The organism is Micromonospora sp. NPDC047793, assembly GCF_040642635.1.
Taxonomy (GTDB): Bacteria; Actinomycetota; Actinomycetes; order Mycobacteriales; family Micromonosporaceae; genus Micromonospora.
Genome location: NZ_JBEYSG010000014.1, coordinates 18870 through 38275, shown reverse-complemented (window position 1 = coordinate 38275; position 19406 = coordinate 18870). Strand labels below are relative to the sequence as shown.

General features: G+C 72.9%; 8 protein-coding genes. 4 read left to right on the top strand and 4 right to left on the bottom strand.

Features of this window, described 5'->3' with window-relative positions; all coding sequences use genetic code 11:
- Positions 1-8: 8 nt before the first annotated feature.
- From ABZ738_RS23810 to ABZ738_RS23795, 4 genes are all read right to left on the bottom strand, one after another.
- Positions 9-407, bottom strand: coding sequence for a carboxypeptidase-like regulatory domain-containing protein (locus ABZ738_RS23810; RefSeq protein ID WP_357216480.1), 399 nt, complete (start codon positions 405-407; stop codon positions 9-11).
- 132 nt (positions 408-539) lie between these two features.
- Positions 540-1580 carry a trypsin-like serine protease gene (locus ABZ738_RS23805; protein ID WP_357216477.1) on the bottom strand — a complete coding sequence of 347 codons (1041 nt, stop codon included), beginning with the start codon at positions 1578-1580 and terminating at the stop codon, positions 540-542.
- Between the two features lie 175 nt (positions 1581-1755).
- Positions 1756-3027, bottom strand: a complete 1272-nt coding sequence (locus ABZ738_RS23800; RefSeq protein WP_131056926.1) for a cation:proton antiporter — start codon at positions 3025-3027, stop codon at positions 1756-1758.
- A gap of 79 nt (positions 3028-3106) precedes the next feature.
- On the bottom strand, positions 3107-4417 hold the full coding sequence (locus ABZ738_RS23795) for an MFS transporter (RefSeq protein WP_131056924.1): 1311 nt from the start codon (positions 4415-4417) through the stop codon (positions 3107-3109).
- Positions 4418-4906: 489 nt separating this feature from the next.
- On the opposite strand from ABZ738_RS23795, the gene ABZ738_RS23790 reads away from it, so the two are divergent.
- From ABZ738_RS23790 to ABZ738_RS23775, 4 genes are read left to right on the top strand one after another with little or no spacing between them, the layout of a single operon-like run.
- The gene (locus tag ABZ738_RS23790; protein WP_357216472.1) at positions 4907-6781 is read left to right on the top strand and encodes an amino acid adenylation domain-containing protein; all 1875 of its coding nucleotides are present in this window, start codon (positions 4907-4909) and stop codon (positions 6779-6781) included.
- Positions 6778-8559 (top strand): carbamoyltransferase C-terminal domain-containing protein, encoded by a 1782-nt coding sequence (locus ABZ738_RS23785; RefSeq protein ID WP_131057226.1) that lies wholly within the window; start codon positions 6778-6780, stop codon positions 8557-8559. The genes ABZ738_RS23790 and ABZ738_RS23785 overlap by 4 nt, the downstream gene beginning before the upstream one ends.
- Positions 8556-12779, top strand: coding sequence for an amino acid adenylation domain-containing protein (locus ABZ738_RS23780; protein WP_357216468.1), 4224 nt, complete (start codon positions 8556-8558; stop codon positions 12777-12779). Before ABZ738_RS23785 ends, ABZ738_RS23780 begins: the two co-directional genes overlap by 4 nt.
- Positions 12766-19386, top strand: a complete 6621-nt coding sequence (locus tag ABZ738_RS23775) for an amino acid adenylation domain-containing protein (RefSeq protein ID WP_357216465.1) — start codon at positions 12766-12768, stop codon at positions 19384-19386. The genes ABZ738_RS23780 and ABZ738_RS23775 overlap by 14 nt, the downstream gene beginning before the upstream one ends.
- Positions 19387-19406: the final 20 nt, after the last annotated feature.

The window sequence follows — 19406 nt, the reverse complement described above, 5'->3', positions numbered from 1 at the left end:
CCGGGCGGTCAGCGCAGGACGAAGTCGAGTGTGGTGACCGCGCCGGCCGTGACGGTGGCGGTCTGCGGCTCGCTCGTCCGCTCGCCGGTGTCCACGACGATCTCGTACCGGCCGGGCGGGAGCCGCCACTCGTACCGCCCGGTGTCGCCGGTGAGGACGCCGATCTCGGGGATCGCCGGTGCCGGGTCGTCGAGCGACTCGACCAGGACGGCGGCACCCTGCACCGGATCACCGGTGGCGGTGGCGGCGGCGCCGGTCACGATGCCGGTGGTCGCACTGCGGGGTGGAGGTGCTGCCGGGCCGTCGTCCGAAACCGACCGGTCGCCGTGCCACGCCAGCAGGCCGGCCCCGATCAGCAACGGCGCGGCCACCAGCAGTGCGAGCGCCCCGAGCCGCCCCCTGGTCATGCCGGAACCCCGCTTCGCTCGCCCATAACTGCTCCCTCGCTTCTCGTGACGGACAGTTGTTGAGACGTGCCGCAGTGGCCGGCGGTTCCGTGGGGTGGGGGCGGTTCACCCCCACCCCACGTCCGATTCCGGTCAGCCGTTTCGCCAGGTGACCAGGTTGTTGGCGACGGACTCGGTGATCCGGGTCCCGTGGTTGTTGGTCGAGTGCGGTGCGGAGCCGTGCACGCCGTACGCGTGGATGGCCATCACGCACTCGCCGGCGCAGAACGAGCTGCCGGCTGGGCGGGTCTGGTAGACCGGGCTGCCGCTCTGGCAGCCGAAGGTGTCGTTCTGGTAGAAGACCTGCCGGTCGTGGGTGACCTGGATGGTCTGCCCGGCGTGCCGCCACTGCTGCCCGAAGGTCTTGTCGCACGGGTAGCCGCTGACCGTGCTGGCGGTGCCGGTCAACGTGGCGCTCTGCCACCAGAAACCGAACCAGCCGGTGGTGTTGCCGGCGGCGCAGTTGAGCCGGATCGCGCCGTAGTCGTTGGTCTCGCTGCCGTCCTGGGTCCAGCCGGTGACCGAGAGCAGTTGGGTCGCGGTGCAGGTGCCGTACGGCGTCGACGCCCCGTTCCGGCCGGGGATGATCTGGAAGTCGCCGCGCGGGTAGAAGCCGTTGCCGCCGCCGCCGTTGGCACCACCACCCGGGTGGACGCAGTGCCCGGCGGTGGCCACGATGCTGGGCCCGTACAGCCAGCCGGTGCAACCCCAGGTGGAGCCGCCGGTGGTCCGGACGATCTGCACGATGGCCCGGGACGGGAAGACCGTGGTCGGGTCGACGCGGACCCGGTTGTCGGTGCCGATCACGCTGAAGACGCCGGCCGAGGCGCCGCCCGCCTTCAGTGCCTGGCCGCCGGCGTCGAACCGGAGCCCGCCGGGCTGGACCGCGCCGCTGCCGGCGGCGCCGGTGACACCGCCGCCCCGGGAGCCGTCGACGCCGCGCTGCACGCTGGCGGAGAGGGTGGAACTGGGTACGGACCCGGAGTCCGCGACGGCGGCGTGCGCGCCGGACCGGGCGGTGGTGGTAGGTGCCGCGGTGGCCGGCGCGTCGGCGACCGCCGACGCCAGCACGGCGCTCAGACCGACGGCGAGCATGATCCGCAGTCGGGCGGTGATGGGCGGTGTGCGGGTCACGTGGGCCCTCCTCATCGAACGGTGACGCTGTCGATGGGGAAGCTATATCGGCCCGGATGATCCAGGCTCGTCTCTGTCTGTCCGTCGACACCGCTACGTTCGGTTTCGGACAGATCGCACACCGTGTCGGCGTGTCGGGCGACGCGCCGACACGGTGTGTCGTCGAGATCGGGCGCTACCGGGCCGGGGTGCCCGCCGGTTCCAGGTCCGGCGCGTGCGGCGGCGCGGTGTCCCGGCCGCTGGGCATCGGGTAGAGCAGTTGCAGCAGCGGCCCGGCCATCGCGGTCGTCACCAGGGCCATCACCACCATCGAGGAGTAGAGCTGGCCGTCGAGCATGCCGAGCTCCAGACCGACGGCGAGGATGATCAGCTCGGTCAGGCCACGCGTGTTCATCAGGACCGCGAGTGCGCCCGCCGGTCGCGGGGCCACCCCGCTGAGGCGGGCGGCGGCGAAGGCGCCGACGAACTTGCCGCCCACCGCGACCGTCAGGATGAGCCCCAGCTCGATCGCGTCACCGACGTCCATGGTGGACAGGTCGACCTTCAGGCCGGCGACCACGAAGAAGATCGGCAGCAGCAACATGCTGTTCAGGTGCGTGATGCGCTCGCTGACCAGGGCCGTGACGCCCTGTTCGGGCAGGACGGAGCGGGGCATCACCACGCCGAACAGGAAGGCGCCGAAGATGAAGTGCAGCCCGATCCAGTCGGTGAACGCCGCCGACAGCAGCAGCCCGACCAATGTGATCACCAACGCCGCCGGCCGGGGCGGACCGCCCTCGGTGCGTTCGGCCAGCAGCCGGGCCACCAGCGGTCGGACGACCAGGAACATGGCCAGCACGTACGGCACGAAGAGCAGCACCCAGACGGATCCGGCACCGGCCCCGGCAACCGCGACCACGACGGCGAGCAGCGTCCAGGCGAGCACGTCGTCGATGGCGGCACAGGCCAGCGCCACGCTGCCCAGCCAGGTGCGGCTCAGGCCCCGGTCGATGAGGATGCGGGCCAGCACCGGGAACGCGGTCACCGACATGGCCGCCCCCATGAACAGCACGAAGCCCAGCTTGCTGTCGGTGGGGTGCCGGGGGAACAGGTAGACGGCCAGTAGCGCGCCGAGCCCGAACGGCACGGCGATGGAGCCGGCGGCGACCGTGCCGGCCACCATCCGTCGTCCCCGCAGCAGGCCGGCGTTCAGCTCCGTCCCGACGGTGAACATGAACAGCACGACGCCGATCGTGGCCAGGGCGGTCAGGATCGGCCGGATGTCGGTCGGGAAGAGCGTGTCGGAGACGAGGCCGTTGAACAGCGTCGGGCCGAGCAGGATGCCCACCAGCACCTCACCGATCACGGGAGGTTGCCGCAACCGTCGGGCCACCGCGCCCGCCCCGAAGGCGAGCAGCGAGATCAGGGCCAGCGCGAGGAGGAGTGTCGGGACCTGATGCGAAGACATGGGCGTCTGTCTCCTGGTGAGAACGGCGGGTTGTCAGGCGCCGGGAGGAGGCGGTCCGGGCGGGAGCGGCGGGCGGTGCCTAGCGGTCCGAGGTCGGCGTCACGACCGGCTTGGCGGCGGCGGCCAGTACGTCGCCGGCCGGCACGTCGGTGAGCTGCGCGCCGTCGGGCTGCGTGTCGCCGGCCTGCGCGTCGGTGAGCTGCTCGTCGGAATCGGTGGGCTGCGCGGGCCGGGTGACCAGGTAGACGGCGGAGACGGTGACGGCGGCGGCCACGATGCCCAGCAGCAGCCGGTAGTCGAGCAGGGCGATGAGGGCCGCGCCGACGGCGATCGACAGGGTCTGCGGCACGGTCACCGCGAACTCGAAGGCCGCCGACGCGCGGCCGAGCAGGTGCTCCGGCGTACGGCGTTGCAGGGCGGTGGTGGCGCCGACGACGAGCCACGGGATGCAGAGGCCGAGCAGGGCCATCGCGGCGACCACCAGCGGCGTCACCTGGATCATCAGCAGCATGCTGGAGACGGCGACCATCGCCAGGCCGATGATCACGGTCATGCTCTCACTGGTCCGGCGCAGGACCGCACCCGCCGAGACCCCGCCGATGATGGTCCCGACCGCCTGCGCCGCGCCGAGTACGCCGAGGAACGTCGGCTCGCGGTCCAGCCCGGCGGTGACCACGGCCAGCCCGATCGCCTCGAAGAAGCCCAGCACGAGCATGGCCAGTCCACAGGAGACGACGAGCTGGCGCAGCGTCACGGTGCGGCCGATGAAGCGCAGCCCGGCGGTGATCTCGGTGCGCCAGGGTTCGCCGGACGGGACCGGCTTCGCCTCGTCCACCTTGATCGCGAGCAGGGCTCCGGCGGCCAGGACGAACAGTGCGGCGTCGATGAGGATGACCGCCTCCGGGCCGAACCAGGCGAACAGACCCGCGCCGACCACCGGTGCGAAGACCCGGATCAGGCCACGGACCGACTGGATGAGTCCGTTGGCGTCGCCCAGCAGGTCCTTCGACACGAGGGAGGGCAGCAGGGCGAGCTGGGCGGGACCGGTCACGCTGCCCAGCGCGCCGTAGGTGAACATCACCACGTAGACGAGCCAGACGTGGTGGGCGCCGCCGACCAGGAGCAGCAGCAGGACGACGGCGGCGAGGGCGAGGTTCGCGCCGATGAGCAGGGGGCGTCGGCGTACCCGGTCGGAGAGCAGCCCGGCGGCGGGCAGCAGAAGGCTGCCGGCGGCGAAGGAGAACATCACCAGGGCGGCGGCCGAGGTGCTGCCACTTATCGTCTTGACCCAGATCGTCATGGCGAGGAACAGCGCGAAGTCGCCGAGGTTCGACGCCGTGTCCGCCAATACGAAAAGCCGCATCCGTCGCGTGGCAAGAATCCGTGACATGTCCTTCTCCTTGATAAAGGGCGCGCCGACGCGGGTGCGGCCTAAAGGCTGCCCCCCAAGGGTCACACAAAAGACCTGCTGAAGGGGCGGATCCGTTTCCACTTGGCACAGTTCTGCCAGCGTGCCGCCGGCTGCTTCGTTGGCGGGTGCGCTCCGGAACTAGGCAAAAACGGCCCTAAGATGACGAGGTCCTCGGGGTATCTGACCCAATCTTCCATGGCATGTCCGATTGGTTCCCCCGGTCTCTGGCCGTTGACACCCCGATCCGGTCACTCCTAGCGTGCTGCCTCGTAACCCGGCGGGACCTGATCCAATTGCCGGACACGGACAGTAATTCAAGGATCACTCGTCCAGCACGAATGGGGTGGACGGCGGCGCGATGAATTGCTTTTCTCTGCCCCCGCCGGTATTAGGGAGTGCGCGATGACGCGATCGCTGGTGGCTTCGGGAAACGCCGCTGGGGCGAATGCGTCGGTCAATGTCGAGACGGTGGCGGCCAGTCTGCTGGTGCTCGCGCACGCCGGTGCCGCGCCGACCGTCACCGGTGAGCTGACCGACCCGGCGACCGGGCGGTCGGTGACCGTGTCGGCGCCGTGGCGCGCCCGCCGGTCCGTCCTCGAAGCACTCGTCGGAAAGCAGATCGCGCAGATCGGCAGCGACACCGCGATCCGGGTCGACCACGGCGACGGGCCGCACATCCTGGTCACCGGAGCGGACCTCACACCCTCGGCCGACGCGGCGCTGCTGGCCGGGCGCGTCGACCGGGTCCTCGCCACGGCGGACGACGTACCGGTCGGGGCCATCGACCTCTGCGGCGAGGAGGACCTGCGGATCGTCGCCGCCGCCCACCGTCCGGGCCGCGGCCCCGGCGACAGCGTGCCGGCCCTCGTCCGCGCCCAGGCGCTCGCGCACCCGACGGCCATCGCGATCGAGGACGCCGGCCGCAGCGTCACCTACACCGACCTCGTCGCGGCGGCCGACCGGTACGCGGGCGTCCTGCGTACGGCGGGCGTGGCCCCCGGCGACGTGGTCGCGGTCGGGCTGCCCCGCCGGGCCGAGCTGGTGGTCACCCTGCTGGCCGTCTGGTCGCTGAGGGCCGCGTTCCTGCCGGTCGACCCGAAGCATCCGCAGGCTCGGCTGGACACCCTGCTCGACACCGCGGACGCGCGGTTCGCCGTGCTGGCCGATCCGCAGACGACCCGCCCGGACTGCCGGGTCGTGGCGCCACCGGCCGGTGACCCGCTCCCGGCTGCGGCCCCGCTTCCCGCCGGCGACCCGCCGACCGGCGACGACCTCGCGTACGCGATGTCGACCTCCGGCTCGACCGGTCGGCCCAAGGTGGTCGGGGTGTCGCACGCGGCGCTGGCGCACTGCGTCGTCACCTTCGCCGACCTGCTGGCCCCCGGCACCCCGACGGTGGCCGGCACGACGGCGCTGACCTTCGACATCTCGCTGCTCGAACTCTTCCTGCCGCTGGCGACCGGTGGCCGGCTGCTGCTGGTCGACGACGCGACGCGGCGGGACCCGGCCCGACTGGGCGGGTACCTCTCCGCCGCCCGGCCCGACCTGATCCAGGCCACGCCGTCGGGCTGGCGGCTGATCCTGCCGCACCTCTCGGGCGACCTGGCCGGGCGGACGCTCCTCTGCGGCGGCGAGGCGGTCACCGCCGACCTGGCGGCCCGCCTGGTGGACACCGGTGCCACCGTGTGGAACGTCTACGGCCCGACCGAGGCCACCATCTGGTGCACCGCCCACCGGCTCGGCCCTCCGGTGCCCGACCCGGTGCCGATCGGCGCACCGCTGCCGGGCACCGTCGCCGTCGTCCGGGGCCGGGACGGGCGGCCGGTCCCGGTGGGCCAGGTCGGTGAGCTGCACGTCGGCGGTCCGCAGCTCGCCGTCGGGTACCTCGGCGACCCCGAGCGCACCGCCGTGGTGTTCCGGGACGACGAGTACCGCACCGGTGACCTGTGTGCCTGGCGTCCGGACGGCACGTTGTCGTACCACGGGCGCGCCGACAACCAGGTCAAGATCCGGGGACACCGGATCGAGCTCGAAGAGATCGAGACGTACGCCGAGCGCCATCCGGCGGTGATCCAGGCGGCGGCGGTGGTCGTCACCGCGGCCGAGGACGACCAGCGGCTCGTGCTGTACGTGCGGACCGGCGGGGACGGTCCGGCCGTCACCGACGTGGCGCTCCGCGAGCACCTGGCGGCGTCGCTGCCCACCGCGTTGCTGCCGCAACGGATCGTCGCGCTACCGGAGCTGCCCCTCACGCCCAGCCAGAAGGTCGACCGGCGGGCGTTGCGGGAGGCGGCGACGGCACACATCCACCGTCGGGCCGGCTCCGAGGAGACGCCATCATGAAGGTTCTGGGCATCAGCGGGCTGCACAACAGCGTCGACTTCAAACGCCGCGAGCTGCCGGACCTCAGTGCCCGCGAGTACCGGGTGGTGCAGGGCCTGGACTCGGCGGCGGCACTCGTGGTGGACGGTGTGGTGCGGGCCGCGGCGGCCGAGGAGCGGTACACCGCCGAGAAGGCGACTGGCAGCTTCCCGGCGCACGCGATCCGCGACGCGCTCCGGCGTACCGGCGTCACCCCCGACGAGATCGACGTCGTCGCGCACGGTTTCGCCCACCGGTCCGCCGACCTGGACCTGTCCGATCCCTACCTGGCCGCCCGGTACGCCGAGGTCTACGACCCCGACGTGCAGCTGACCTGGCTGCGGCGGGAGTTCCCGAGCGTGGACTGGGCCGCCAAGCTGGTGCCGGTCCCGCACCACCTCGCCCACGCCGCGAGCGCCTACTACCCCAGCGGGTACGACGAGGCGCTGGTCCTGGTCGCGGACGGGATGGGGGAGACGGAGAGCCTGACCGTGGCCGCCGGCACCGGCGGCAAGCTGGAGGTCCTGCACCGCATTCCCGCGCTGCACTCGATCGGCACGCTCTACGGCGTCTTCACCATGTACCTCGGCTTCGACATGATGATGGACGAGTACAAGGTGATGGGCCTGGCCGCCTTCGGGGACCGACGGGTCCACTACGCCGAGATGTCGAAGCTGGTCAAGCTGCTCGACGGCGGCACGTTCACGGTGTCCGCGCTCGCCGCCGACCGGAACCTGCGGGAGCGGGAGACGCACCGGGGCGTGCTGGCCCTGCTCGCCGAGCGCTTCGGCCCGCCCCGCCAGCCGGGTACGCCGATCGAGCAGCGGCACCGGGACGTCGCCGCCGCCCTCCAGGCGGTGGTGGAACTCTGCCTGGTGCACGTGCTGCGGCACTTCCGGCGGGAGACCGGGCTGCGGGACCTGTGCTACGCCGGTGGTGTCGCCCTGAACTGCTCCGCCAACGGGGTGATCGCCCGCAGCCGACTCTTCGAGCGCATCTTCATCCCGCCGGGCGCGGGCGACGACGGCTCGGCTGTCGGCGCGGCCCTCTACGTGCAGGCCCAGCAGGAACCGTCGACGCGGATCCCGGCGATGTCCATGCCGTACTGGGGCACCTCGTACACCGACGAGGAGATCGGCGCGGCCATCGGGAGCCGGACCGACGTGGTGGTGCGGCACGTACCGGAGCGGGCGCGGCTGCTCGCCGAGACCGCCGAGGCGCTGGAGGCCGGCGAGGTCGTCTCGTGGTTCCAGGGCGGGATGGAGTTCGGCCCCCGGGCGCTGGGCAACCGCAGCATCCTCGCCGATCCCCGCGAGGCGCGGATGCGCGACCACATCAACGCGTTGATCAAGCGCCGGGAGGACTTCCGTCCGTTCGCGCCGGTGGTCACCGAAGAGGCGGCGTCCACGTACTTCGAGATCGAGCCGGGGGACGAGGAGCGCTTCCGGCACATGCTGTTCACCACCCGCACCAGGTCGGAACACCGGGACTCGCTGGGCGCGGTCACCCACTTCGACGGCACCGCCCGGGTGCAGGTCGTCACCCGCGAGGGCAACCCGCTGCTCTGGGAGCTGCTCACGGCGTTCGCCGACCGCACCGGCATCCCGGTCCTGCTGAACACCTCCTTCAACCTGCGCGGACAGCCCATCGTGCGGACCCCGGAGATCGCCGTCGACACGCTGCTGCGCGGCGGCCTGTCCCGCCTGGTCATCGGGGCGTACACGGTCACGCCGCCGGATGCCGGCGGGGACCGGCCATGACCGTCGAGGTCAGCCGGGACCCGCTGGTGGCCGCGACGCTGGCCGCCGACGACGAGGTGATGCCCGGCCTGTCGTTCCGTCGTGGTGAGGTCACCCGAGCGCTCGCCGTCGGCGAGGCGGACCTGACCGCCCTCGCCGACGACCTCGGCACCACGACGGCGGCGGTGCTGACCGCCGCGACGCAGGCCCTGGTGGCCGGCGACCGGGGCCGGACGGCCGCGACGACGGCGGTGGTCGGCGTGATCGTCGCCGACGCCACCGACGGCGTCTCCCTGCGCGCGGTGCACTGCGCGGTCGAACCGGAGCTGCCGCTGCGGCGGCTGGCCGAGCGCGCCGCCACGGCGCTGCCGGCGGCGCGTCCGGCGGGCGACGGCGAGGTACGGATCGCCGTGGTCCCGCTCGGCGCGCTCGGCGGCGGACTCGACCCCGGTGACGTGGCCGCCCTCGAACACGAGATCGTCTGGTGCGACGCCGTCCTGGAGGTCACCGCCCGCGACGGCGGGCTGGTGGTGCGCTGCGACCACGACGAGGACCGGTACGGCCCGGTGAGCGTCGCCGCCCACCTGGACCGTCTCGACGGGATCCTGAACGGCCTGGTGGCCGGCACCGGACGGCTGCCCGGCGCGGGTGCGGCGGACGCCGTGGCGGCGGCCGTGGAGAGCCTGCCCGCCGGTGAGCCGATCGAGCCCGCCACCCCGACCGAACGCCTGCTCGCCGCCGTCTGGGCCGACGTCCTGCACCTGGACCGGGTCGGCGCCGACGACAACTTCTTCGCCCTCGGCGGGCACTCCCTGCTGGCCGCCAAGGTCGTCGCCCGGACGGCGGCCGAGCGCGGGGTGGCCCTCACCGTGGACCAGCTCTTCGCCCATCCGGTCCTCACCGACTTCGCCGCGCTGGTCGACGCCGGTGAGCCGGCGCCCGCGCTGCCCGCCCTCACCGCGCACGGTGGCGAGCCGGTGGTGTCGTTCGGGCAGGAGCGGTTGTGGTACCTGGACCGGCTGCGGGACGGCTCGGCCCTCTACAACGTCCCGGTGCTGGTGCGGCTGACCGGCACGGTCGACCCCGGACGGCTCCACGACGCCGTCCGGGCGGTGGTGGCCGCCCATCCGGCGCTCCGGACGGCGCTGGTGACCGTCGACGGTCGTCCGGTCGCCCGCATCGCCGACCGTACGGAGATCGACTGGACCGTGTCGGACGCCCGCGCCGGAGGTGAGCGGGAGGGGCGACGACTGGCCGCCGCCGGTGTCGCCCGCCCCTTCGACCTGTCACAGGCACCGCTGCTGCGGGGCGGAGTGGTCCGGGTCGCCGACGACGAGTGGCTGCTCTGGCTCTCCGTCCACCACGCCGCCTGCGACGGCTGGTCGCTGGACATCCTGCTCGCCGAGATCCTCACCGGCCGGCCCTCGGGTAAGGAAGGGCCCCCTGCTAACGCCTCGTGTCGTACAGGGGACCCCTCCTTGCTCGCGCCGACGTACGCCGACTTCGCCGCCTGGCAGCGCGAGGTCCTCACCCCGCAGGTGATCGCCGACGAGGTCGCCTGGTGGCGGCAGCGGCTGGCCGGGGCACCGCGCCTGCTGGAACTGCCCGCCGACCGCCGTCGCCCGCCGGTCGCGAGTCACGCCGGTGCGACTCTGCGGCATCGCCTGCACCCCTCGACGGTGTCGGCGCTGCGGGCCGCCGCGAGGACCCACTCGGTCACCGTCTTCGACCTGCTGATGACCGCGTACCTGCTGCTGGTCGGCCGCTGGTCGGGCCGGACCGACGTGGTGGTGGCGACTCCGGCCGCCGGGCGTCCGCTGCCCGAACTCGACGACCTGGTCGGGTTCTTCGTCAACACCGTCGTGCTCCGGGCCGACCTGGGTGGCACGCCCACCTTCGTGGAACTGGTCGAGCGGGTACGCGCCGTCTCGGCCGCCGCCCAGGCCCACCAGCAGATCCCGTTCGCGTCCCTGGTGGACGCGCTCGACCCGGACCGTGACCAGAGCCGGGCCCCGCTCGCTCAGGTGGCCTTCGGGATGAACCAGCACGCCCGGGGCCGCTGGGAGTCCGACGGCCTGGTCGCCGAGCTGGACTCGGTGGACACCGGCACCGCGAAGTTCGACCTCACCCTGGCGGTGGTCGACACCGGCGGCCCGGACCTCGGCGTCGAGGTCGAGTACGCGACCGACCTCTTCGACGAGTCGACCGCCGACCGTTTCGCCACCCAGTGGACGGTGCTGCTGGAGCGGCTGCTCGCCGACGTCGACGCCCCGGTCACGTCGGTGTCCGCGCTGCCCGCCGAGGAGGAGCGGCGGCTCCTGGACTGGGCCGGGCAGCCCCGCGACTACCCCGCCGAGTCGACCGTGGACGCGCTGGTGGCCGGGTGGGCCCGGACGTCACCGGACGCGGTGGCGGTGGTGGACGGCGAGATGTCGCTGTCGTACGGGTCGCTGGTGGCCCGGGCCGACGCGGTGGCGGCGCGGTTGACCGGACTGGGGGTGGGTCGGGGTTCCCTGGTGGGTCTCTGTTGTCGGCGGTCGGCCGATCTCGTGGTGGGGATGTTGGGGGTGTTGCGGGCCGGTGGCGCGTACGTGCCGTTGGACCCGGACTATCCGCCGCAGCGGTTGGCTTTCATGCTGGCCGACACGGCCGCGCGGGTGGTGGTCGGGCATCGGGATCTGCTCGACCAACTCCCGCTCGGCGACCGGCACGCCGTCACCCTGCCCGAGGCGACCGGTGCGGTGACCCCGACCGGTGCCGCCCCGGACCGGTCGGCGTGCGGCGGGGACGACGCCGCCTACGTCATCTACACCTCCGGCTCGACCGGCGACCCGAAGGGCGTGGTGGTGCCGCATCGCGGCATCACCCGCCTGGTGGGTGGAGCCGACTACGTCGAGCTGACCCCACGGACCGTCCTCGCCCAGCTCGCCAACGCCAGCTTCGACGCCATCACCTTCGAGGTGTGGGGCGCGCTCGCCAACGGCGGGCAGGTGGTGATCGTGCCCACCGAGACGGTGCTCTCCCCGCCGGGCCTCGCCGCCCTGCTGCGTACCCGGGCGGTGACCACGGTCTTCATCACCACCGCGTTGTTCAACGCCACCGTCAACACGGTGCCCGACGCCTTCGCCGGGGTGGACCAGCTCTACTTCGGCGGCGAGAGCCTCGACCCGGGGACGGTGGGCCGGGTCGTCGAGGGCGGACAGGGTCCGGCGCGGCTGCACAACATCTACGGCCCGACCGAGGTGACCACCTTCGCCACCTACACCCGTTTGACGGCGCGACCCACCAGCACCGGAGGCATCGGTACGGCGATCGCGAACACCTGGGCGTACGTGGTGGACGACGCGGGTCGCCTGGCCGGCGTCGGCATCCCCGGCGAACTGTGGCTGGGCGGCCCGGGAGTGGCCTGGGGGTACTGGGACCGGTCGGGGCTGACCGCCGACCGGTTCGTACCGGACGGCTTCTCCGGCGTGCCGGGTGCCCGGCTGTACCGGACCGGCGACGTGGTGTTCCGCCGGCCGGACGGGTCGCTGGAGTTCGTCGGCCGCGCCGACCACCAGGTGAAGGTCCGGGGTTTCCGGGTCGAGCTGGGCGAGGTCGAGTCGGCGCTGCTGGGGTATCCGGCGGTGGCGTCGGCGGTGGTGGTCGCGGCGCGGTCGGAGGGCGCGCCGGTACGCCTGGTCGGCTACGTGGAGCCGGTGGCGGGTGCCCCGGTCAGCGTGGCGGAGCTGCGGGAGTTCCTGGCCGAACGGCTGCCGGAGCACGCGGTGCCGTCGGCGTTCGTGGTGATGGACACGCTTCCGCTGACTCCGAACGGCAAGATCGACCGGGCGGCGCTGCCCGACCCGGACACCGACCAACGGGCCGACCAGGCCGCCTTCCGGGCGCCGGCCGACCCGCTCGAACAGATCATCGCCGAGGTCTGGGGCGAGGTGCTCGACGTCGCCGGGATCGGTCTCGACGACAACTTCTTCGGCCTCGGCGGGCACTCCCTGCACGCGGTGCAGGTCTGTGGCCGACTGGAACGCACGCTGCGTACCCCGGTCTCCGTGCGCCACCTCGTCGAACAACCCACCGTCGTCGACCTGGCCCGACGCCTGCGCGCCGAGGGACCCGACGCCGGCCGGCTCGACCGGATCGCCGCCGTCGTCATGCAGGTCCGCCGACTCAGCCCCACCGAACGCGCCGCACGACTCGGCACCGCGTCCGCAACGAAGGAGAACACTGGTGACGACCACTGATTCCGCCGGGTCGCTGGGGCCGACCGAGGACGACCTCATCGACCACCTGCTCGCGCAGGCGGGGATCACCGACACCGCCGCCCGTCCGGTCATCGCCGCGACCGGTGCGCCGACGGTGCTGTCGCCGGGCCAGGAACGCCTCTGGTTCCTCGACCGGTGGCGGCCGGGACTGCCGCTCTACAACGTGCCGGTCGCCTTCGCGCTGACCGGCGCGGTGGACCCCGACGCGCTGGGCGCCGCGGTGCAGCTCCTGGTCGACCGGCACGAGTCGCTGCGGACCGCCATCGACACCGAGCAGGGGCGGCCCCGGCTGCTCCGGGCCGAGGCGGGTACGCCGGTGTCGTGGCGCGTCGACGACCTGCGCGCCGCCGGGACGGGAGCCGAGGCGGCGGCGCGGGACGCGGCGCGTGCCGCCGTCGCCGAACCCTTCGACCTGTCGCGGGCACCACTGCTGCGCGCCGGGCTGATCCGGCACGCCGACGACGGGTGGCTGCTCTGGCTGTCGATCCACCACGTCGCCTGCGACGGGCAGTCGCTGGAGATCCTGCTCGGCGAACTCGCCGAGGCGTACCGGGCGCTGGTCGCCGGCACCCGCCCGCCGGCCCGGGACCGGTCCCTCGGCTACGGCGACTTCGCCGCCTGGCAGCGGGACCAGCTCACCGGTGACCGCCTGTCCGACGGCGTCGAGTGGTGGCGGCAGCAGCTCGACGACCTGCCGCCGGTGCTGGAACTGCCCGCCGACCGGGTCCGCCGCCCGGTGCAGAGCTACGCCGGGCACACCCGGCACGCCGAGCTGGCGCCCGACGTGGCCGACGCCGTCCGGGCACTGGCCCGGCAGCGCTCCAGCACCGTCTTCGACGTCCTCTTCGCCAGCTTCGCCCTGCTGCTCGGGCGCTGGTCGCGCCGCACCGACGTGGTGGTGGCCACGCCGGTCGCCGGTCGGCCGGTGCCGGAGGTGGACGACCTGGTCGGGTTCTTCGTCAACACCCTCGCGCTGCGGGTGGACACCTCCGGCGCACCGACCTTCGCCGACCTGGTCGGTCGGGTCCGGGCCGCCTCGGCCGACGCCCAGGACCACCAGGACGTGCCGTTCGCGGCCCTGGTGGAGGCGCTCGCGCCGGAACGGGAGCTGGCCTGGTCGCCGCTGGTGCAGGTGCAGTTCGTGCTGCAACGCCAGGACCCCACCGGGTGGCGGCTCGGCGACGGCGTGAACGCCGCCCCGGTCGGCATCGACACCGGCACCGCCAAGTTCGACGTCACCCTGCTGGTCTACGACACCGGCGCCGACGGCATGCGGGTGGAGCTGGAGTACGCCACCGACCTCTTCGACGCCTCCACCATGGACCGCTTCGCCGCGCAGTGGTTCACGCTGGTGCAGCGGTTGGTCGCCGACGCGGACCGGTCCGTCGCCGAGGTCTGCGGCCTGCCGGAGCAGGAGCGCGACACGATCGAGGGCTGGTCGGGCATCACCCGGACCTTCCCCGTCGACGCGCCCATCGGCGACCTGGTCGCCCGGCATGCGCAGCAGCGCCCCGACCACGTCGCGGTGCTCGACGGCGAGACCCGCACCACGTACGCGGACCTGCTGGCCGCCGCCGACGCGGTGGCCGCCACCCTGCGCCGGGCCGGTGTCGGTCGGGGCGACATGGTGGGGGTGTGCTGCCGCCGCTCGACCGACCTGGTCGTCGGGATGCTCGGTGCGCTGCGGGCGGGGGCGGCCTACGTGCCGCTGGACCCCAACTACCCGGCCGACCGGCTCGACTTCATCGTGCGCGACAGCGGCCTGCGGGTCGTGGTGGCCCAGAGCGACGCGATCCCGGCCGACCTGACGCTGCCCGAGGACGTCCGCACCGTGGCGATCGAGCAGGCGGTACGCGTCGACACCGCCGACGCCCCGGACCTCGTCCCACCGGCGGTCGACGACCCCGCGTACCTCATCTACACCTCCGGATCGACCGGGCTGCCGAAGGCGGTCATGGTCTCGCACCGCAACGTGCTGCGGCTGTTCGCGGCCACCGAGGAGCAGTTCCACTTCGGCCCGCAGGACGTGTTCAGCCTCTTCCACTCCGCCTCGTTCGACGTCTCCGTCTTCGAGGCGTGGGGGGCGCTGACCCACGGCGCCACGCTGGCGGTGGTGCGTTACTGGGAGAGCCGCGACCCGGAGGCGTTCTACGAGTTGGTGGAGCGCGCCGGAGTCACCGTGCTCAGCCAGACGCCGGGGGCGTTCCGGCAGTTCGAGGCCGTCGACGAGCGGCGTCGGGCGGACCTGGCCGTCCGGGTGGTCATCTTCGCGGGCGAGGCGCTGGACCCCGACGCGGTGCGTCGCTGGTGGACCCGGCACCCGGAGACCGGCCCCGAGATGGTCAACATGTACGGCATCACCGAGACCACGGTGCACACCACGTACTGCCTGCTCACCGCCGATCTGCTGGCCGAGCGGCACAGCCCGATCGGGCGGCAGGTGGCCGACCTGAGCCTGCACGTGCTGGACGAGTACGGCCGTCCCGCCCCGATCGGCGTACCCGGTGAGCTCTATGTCGGCGGTGACGGCGTGGCACACGGCTACTGGCGTCGGCCGGAGCTGACCGCGCAGCGTTTCGTCGCCGACCCGGTGGTCCCGGGCGGCCGGCGCTACCGCAGCGGCGACCTGGCGACCTGGCGTCCCGACGGCACGCTGGAGTACCTGGGCCGCCTCGACCACCAGGTCAAGATCCGGGGCTTCCGGATCGAACCGGCCGAGGTCGAGGCCGCGCTGCTGGCCCACCCCGCGGTGAGCGCCTGCCTGGTGATCGCGCACGGCGAGGCGGGCACCGAACGTCGGCTCGTCGCCTACCTGGTCGCCGACGGGGACCTGACCGTTCCCGAGGTGCACGAGTTCCTCGAACCGACGCTGCCCAGCCACATGATCCCGTCGGTGGTGACGGTGCTCGACGCCTTCCCGCTGACCGCCAACGGCAAGATCGACCGGCGACGGCTGCCGGAGCCCGGCGTCGACCGCCCGGCGCTGGCCCGGGCGTACGTGGCGCCCCGCAACGAGACCGAGCAGGCTCTCGCCGAGATCTGGGCGACCGTGCTGGAACTCGACCAGGTCAGCGTCGAGGACAACTTCTTCCACCTCGGCGGCGACTCGATCCGCAGCGTCCAGGTGATCGGCCTGGCCCGCGCCAAGGGGCTCGACTTCTCGTTGCAGCAACTGTTCCAGCGCACCACCATCGCCGCGCTGGCCGGTGAGGTCACCACCGCGCAGGCGCCCGCCGCCGAGCGGCGGCCCTTCGCGCTGATCTCCGAGGCGGACCGGGAGCGGCTGCCCGAGGACGCGGTGGACGCGTACCCGATGGCGGTGCTCCAGGCCGGGATGATCTTCCACATGGAGGCCGACGAGGGACGTCGGCTGTACCAGAACGTCGACAGCTTCCACGTCCGCGCGCCGTTCGACGAGGCGTTGATCCGGCGGGCCATCGGGCAGATCGTCGACCGGCACGACATCCTGCGGACCTCGTTCCACCTCAGCGAGTACAGCGAGATGCTCCAGGTGGTGCACCGCGAGGCGGACCTGCCGATCGAGGTGTACGACGTCCGCGAGCTGGACGAGCAGGAGCAGGACCGCCGCATCGTCGAGGTGATCGAGGGGCTGCGCGAGGTCCCGTTCGACCTGGCCCGGCCGCCGCTGTGGCGCTTCGTCTTCCACTGGCGCAGCGCGGAGTCCTTCGAGTGGACCCTGGTCGAGCACCACGCCATCCTCGACGGCTGGAGCCTGCACTCCTCGATCACCGAGATTCTGCAGCGCTACATGGAACTGATGCGCGACCCGTCGAGCAGCGCCGATCCGAAGCCCGCCTCGACCTACCGCGAGTTCGTCGAGGCCGAGCGGGAGGCGCTCGCCTCGACGGAGGAGCGGGAGTTCTGGTCGGCGCGGGTCCGGCAGGCCAACCGCCTCCGGCTGCCGCGCTGGCCGCAGGGCGCCGAGGTGGAGCCGCTGCCGGAGCCGGAGTCCGCCGCGGACGAGCAGCCGCTGCTGGAGTGGGAACTGCCGCCGGGACACTCCGACTTCTACCGCTGGCTGGAGACGAAGATCCCGGACGACCTCTGTGCCGGGTTGGAGCGGGTGGCCGCCGGTGTCGGCGTACCGCTGAAGAGCGTGCTGCTCGCCGCGCACATGCGGGTGCTGGCCCACCTGACCGGCAGCCGTGAGGTGTCCACCGGGATGGCCTTCAACGGCCGCCTGGAGGTGCTCGACGGCACCGAGTCGCGGGGCCTGTTCCTCAACTCGTTGCCGGTCACCGCGACCGTGGCCGGTGGCACCTGGGCGGACCTGATCCGGGCGATGCTCGACGAGGAGAACGAGCTGCTGCCGCACCGCCGCTTCCCGATGGCGGAGATCCAGCGCCTGGCCGGCGGGGAGTCGCTCTACGAGTCGCACTTCGTCTACAACCACTTCCACGTCATGCGGGGCCTGGCCGACCGGGACGTCCGGATCGTCGATCCGAAGATCAACTCCTTCACCACCATGCGGGTCGAGCCGACCAACTACCCGTTCGTCTGCGGCTTCCTACGTGACCCGGGCGCCAGCGGGCTGCTGATGGGGCTCGACTACCACACCACCGAGTTCTCGCCGGAGCAGATCCGGCGTGTACGCGGCTACTACCTGGCCGCGCTGCGCTCCATCGCGGCCGACCCGGACCGCTCGCTGGTCGAGGTGGACCTCACCTCGCCCGCCGAACGCGCCCAGGTCGACGGCTGGAACCGGACCGGGCGGGAGCAGTCCCCGGAGCTGACCGTGGACGCGCTGGTGGCCGGCTGGGCGCAGGCGACGCCGGATGCCGTCGCGGTGGTCGACGGCGAGGTGTCGGTGTCGTACGCGTCGCTGCTGGCCCGCGCGGACGCGCTGGCGGCGCGCTTGACGGAGTCCGGCGTGGGCCGGGGTTCGTTGGTCGGCCTGTGCTGCCGGCGCTCCGCCGACCTCGTGGTGGGGATGCTCGGCGTGCTGCGGGCCGGTGGCGCGTACGTGCCGCTGGACCCGGACTACCCGGCGCAGCGGTTGGAGTTCATGCTGACCGACACCGACGTGCGGGTGGTGGTGGGGCACCGGGACCTGCTCGACCAGCTCCCGCTGACCGGCCGCGAGACCGTCGACATCACCGACGTGCCGCCGCTGCCCGACGGCCGGGGGACGCCGACCGTGGCCGGCACCGTCACCGAGGACGCCGCGTCTCTGATCTACACCTCCGGCTCCACCGGCCGGCCCAAGGGCGCGGTCGTGCCGCACCGTGGCATCGTCCGCCTGGTCCGCGACACCGACCTGATCCGGCCCGAGGAACTGCGCGCCGTCGGCCAGGTCTCCAACGCCTCCTTCGACCCGCTGCTGTTCGAGGTCTGGGGGCCGCTGCTCAACGGCGGCCGGGTGGTGGTGGTCCCCACCGACGTGGCGCTCTCGCCGCCGCGCTTCGTCGAACTGCTGCGCCGGGAGAACGTCAGCGCCGTCGCGATCGTCACCGCGTTGTTCAACTCCACGGTCAACGAGATCCCGGACGCCTTCACCACGCTCCAGCAGGTCTACATCGGCGGTGAGCGGATCAACCTCGGCGCGATCGACGCCGCGGTGCGGGCGGGCGGTGCCCGGATGAACAACATCTACGGCCCGACCGAGGTCACCAGCATCTCGACCTGCAACCCGCTGCCCGAGGTCCCGGCCAGCTCCGGCGCGATCGGTGCGGCGATCACCAACACCAGCACGTACGTGGTGGACGAGTGGGGCCGTCCGGTCGGCGTGGGGGTTCCCGGCGAGCTGTGGCTGGGCGGCCCCGGTGTCGCCTGGTGCTACTGGAACCGGCCGGGGCTGACCGCCGACCGGTTCGTGCCGGACGCCTTCTCCGGTGTGCCCGGTGCCCGGCTCTACCGGACCGGGGACGTGGTCTCCTGGCGTGCCGACGGGACGTTGGAGTTCGTCGGCCGCGCCGACCACCAGGTCAAGGTCCGGGGTTTCCGGGTCGAGCTGGGCGAGGTCGAGGCGGTGCTGGTGGCGCACCCGACGGTGGCCTCCGGGGTGGTGCTGGCGCTGCGGTCCGGCACCGGCCCGGTGCGCCTGGTCGGCTACGTCGAGCCGGCGGCCGGCACGTCCGTGGACGTGGCCGGGCTGCGCGCGTTCATGGCCGAGCGCCTGCCGGAGTACGAGGTGCCGTCCGCGTTCGTGGTGATGGGCACGCTGCCGCTCACCCCGAACGGGAAGATCGACCGGGCGGTGCTGCCGGAGCCCGACCCCGAGCGGCCGGAGGCCGCGGGTGCGCACGTGGCCCCGCGCGACGCCCTGGAACGGGAGGTCGCCGCCGTCTGGGCCGACATCCTCGGCGTCGAGCGGGTCGGCATCGGCGACAACTTCTTCGCCCTCGGCGGGCACTCGCTCCAGGCCGTGCAGGTGGCGTTCCGCATCCGCACCACGTTCGGGGTGGACCTGGAACTGCGCCGGATCCTCGAAGCGCCGTACGTCGAGGACCTGGCCAAGGCCATCAACGAGGCGCTCGGCGAACAGGACGACCTCCTCGCCGAGGCGCTGGAGAGCGTCGAGTCGATGTCCGACGAGGACGTCCGGGCGCTCCTGGCGAACTCCTAGCCGGCCACCGACGGCCCAGT